This is a genomic window from Frankia gtarii (assembly GCF_025403375.1).
Classification (GTDB): domain Bacteria; phylum Actinomycetota; class Actinomycetes; order Frankiales; family Frankiaceae; genus Frankia; species Frankia gtarii.
In genome coordinates, this window is record NZ_JAMPTM010000450.1 from 1 (window position 1) to 3049 (window position 3049).

General features: G+C 71.7%; 3 protein-coding genes. 2 read left to right on the forward strand and 1 reads right to left on the reverse strand.

Annotation, left to right across the window (positions count from 1 at the left end):
* Window positions 1–98 precede the first annotated feature (98 nt).
* Window positions 99–1259, forward strand: a complete 1161-nt coding sequence (locus tag NBZ83_RS31215) for an acyl-CoA dehydrogenase family protein (protein WP_261576417.1) — start codon at window positions 99–101, stop codon at window positions 1257–1259.
* Between the two features lie 85 nt (window positions 1260–1344).
* Here NBZ83_RS31215 and NBZ83_RS33540 read toward each other — a convergent pair whose 3' ends face one another.
* Window positions 1345–2406: a helix-turn-helix domain-containing protein gene (locus tag NBZ83_RS33540; protein WP_261576418.1), complete on the reverse strand. Its 1062-nt coding sequence runs from the start codon at window positions 2404–2406 to the stop codon at window positions 1345–1347.
* Window positions 2407–2549: 143 nt separating this feature from the next.
* On the opposite strand from NBZ83_RS33540, the gene NBZ83_RS31225 reads away from it, so the two are divergent.
* Window positions 2550–3049: AMP-binding protein (locus NBZ83_RS31225; RefSeq protein WP_261576419.1), on the forward strand; the 500-nt coding region annotated here is incomplete at its 3' end.

Below are 3049 nucleotides of genomic sequence, written 5' to 3' on the forward strand. Positions count from 1 at the left end.
GCCCCCCATCCGTCATCACCAGTCCAGACCCGACCCGAACCGGTGCCCCGGGTGGGACCAGCCCATCCGGCGCCCGTCGACCCGCGAAGGACACGACCATGGACCCGAACTTCAGCCTCTACCAGCTCGCGGAGGAGCACGCCGCGCTACGGGAGGCCGTGCGCGCTCTCGCCGAGAAGGAGATCGCCCCGCACGCCGCCGCGGTCGACGAGCAGGAGCGCTTCCCCGACGAGGCGCTCGAGGCGCTGAACCGCAGCGGTTTCGCCGCGGTCCACGTGCCCGAGGCCTATGGCGGCCAGGGGGCCGACTCGGTCGCGACCTGCATCGCCATCGAGGAGGTCGCCCGGGCCTGCGCGTCGTCGTCACTGATCCCGGCCGTGAACAAGCTCGGCAGCATGCCGATCCTGCTCTCCGGTTCCGAGGAGCTCAAGCGCCTGGTGCTGCCCTCGATCGCGAGCGGCGAGGCACTGATCTCCTACGCGTTGTCCGAACGGGAGGCCGGCTCCGACACGGCCTCGATGCGGACTCGCGCCGAACGCGACGGTGACGGCTGGACACTCAACGGCACCAAGACCTGGATCACCAACGCCGGCGCGTCCACCTGGTACACCGTGATGGCCGTGACCGACCCGGACGCGGCGAAGAAGGTCGACGGCATCTCCGCCTTCGTCGTGCACCGCGACGATCCCGGCTTCGAGGTCGGTTCGAAGGAACGCAAGCTCGGCATCAAGGGCTCCCCCACCCGGGAGATCCACCTGGTGAACTGCCGCATTCCCGGCAACCGGATCATCGGCGAGCCTGGCACCGGCCTGCGCACAGCCCTGGCCACCCTCGACCACACCCGCCCGACCATCGGCGCGCAGGCCGTCGGCATCGCCCAGGGCGCCCTCGACGCCGCCATCGCCTACGTCAAGCAGCGCCGCCAGTTCGGCCGAGCGATCGCCGACAACCAGGCCGTCCAGTTCATGCTCGCCGACATGGGCATGAAGATCGAAGCCGCCCGGCACCTCGTCTACGTCTCCGCCGCCCGGGCCGAACGCGGCGAACCGAACCTCGGCTTCGTCTCCGCCGCCGCCAAGTGCTTCGCCTCCGACGTCGCCATGGAAGTCACCACCGACGCCGTCCAGCTCTTCGGCGGCGCCGGCTACACCCGCGACTTCCCCGTCGAACGCATGATGCGCGACGCCAAGATCACCCAGATCTACGAGGGCACCAACCAGATCCAGCGCATGGTCATGGCCCGCCAGCTCCTCGCCTGATGGGTGTGGTCCGGGCGCCCGGGGGAGGTGACGAGATGTGCGGGTACCTACCGTGCTCCACGGTCTGAGCGTCCTCCCCTCGGCATCAGGACGGCGGGTTGCGGTGCAGGCGGTGCATCGCGAACGCGAGCTGGAGACGAAGGCGTCCCTGCGGGTCGTGAACAGTCCAACCGAGAGCGCTCTCGGCCAGCGCAAGCCGATCCTGCAGCGTGGAATGGTGCACGGTGAGGGCCGCGGCGGCCGTGCGCAGGCTGGGGCTGGCGGCCATCGCCTCGAGGGCGCTCCACGCCCAGGGCGCGACGAACCCCGCCGCCCTCAGCGCCTGGACATCCGCGTCAAGTGGCGTCTCGGGACCGATCGCGGCGGCCAGGACGGCCAGACCCCCCATCTGATCCGCACACACCACCCGAGGACCCGGGTCCAGGGCTGTGCCGTCGGCGGTGAGCCGCAACGCGGTCCGGGCCGCAGCCCAGGAGTTGGGTAGCTCGAGCACCGCCATGGCCGGTCCCACGCCGATCCGCCGATCACCGGGACGACGGCTGGCAGCGGACCCTGCGACGGCCTCGACCCGCGCCCTGACCTCCCGCGGGCCATCCGCCAGCGCCAGGGCGCGGGCCGCAACCGTCTCGTCCAGCCCGAGCCGGCGAGCCGCCCGCAGCCGGATCTGCTCCGGTGCCGCCGCGTCGATCACCACCTCGACCAGGGCCGGGTCGGCAGCCGCCGCTCCCGGTCCGGAGAACCCCTCCGACGGCCCTCCCCTGGTCCGTTCAAGGACCACCCGGGCGGCCGCCATCGCCCGCTCCAGCACCATCGCGTCGACCGGACCCGCTGGCCCGCAACGTTCCAGCCAGAGAACCCGGGGGCCGCCGCTGACGAGGGAGGCGCCCAGCCACCCGGGATCGACCGCGGTGCCCGCGGTGCCCGCAGTGCCCGCCGGCCGGCGCGTGCCGTCCGGCTCCACCTCGATGTGCAGGTGATACCCGGCATGGACGAAGCGGGCGGGGCATCCGGCGAGCACCGCGGCACCGCGCACGACGGTGGCCAGTCCCGCCCGGCCTTCGACCAGCCGATCAAAATAGGAGATCACCTGCAGCGCGGCACCGGCGTCCGGATCGAGCCGCTGCATCCGTCCGGCAAGCTCCTTCACCCGACCATCGTTCCCCTCTCGGGAGCAGCGGGCAGCGAGTGAAGCAGCCCGTGCCCCGCCAGCGAAGCCACTCGCAGAGGCAATCAATATACGATATTTATTACATAGGCATAACATCCCCACACGGCGACAAGGAGCCGCGGGTGACCGTCCAACGAGGCGATCAGGGCCGGTCCTGGGACGGGATCGAGGCACCGACACTGTGGCAGCTGATCGAGCGGCGGGCCGAGACCAGCCCCGACGGGACGACTGCTGTCGATGACCGCGGCACGAGCCTGACCTTCCGGGAGTATCGAGACCGGGCCGAGCGGGTCGCCGCCGGGCTGCACGGGCTGGGGATCGGGGAGGGCACCGTCGTCTCGTGGCAGTTCCCCACCCGGATCGACGCGCTGGTGCTCGCTGGGGCGCTCGCCCGGCTGGGCGCAGTGCAGAACCCCATGCTGCCGGTCTACCGGCAGCGGGAGATGACGTTCATCGCCCGGCAGGCCTGCACCCGGCTGCTCATCGTCCCCGGGGGGTGGCGGGGCACCGACTACCCGGCGCTGGCCGCCGACGTCGCAGCCACCGTCCCGGGCCTCGAGGTGCTGGTCGCCGGCACGGAACTGCCCCAGGCTGATCCGGAGGTGCTCCCCCCCTTCCAGGC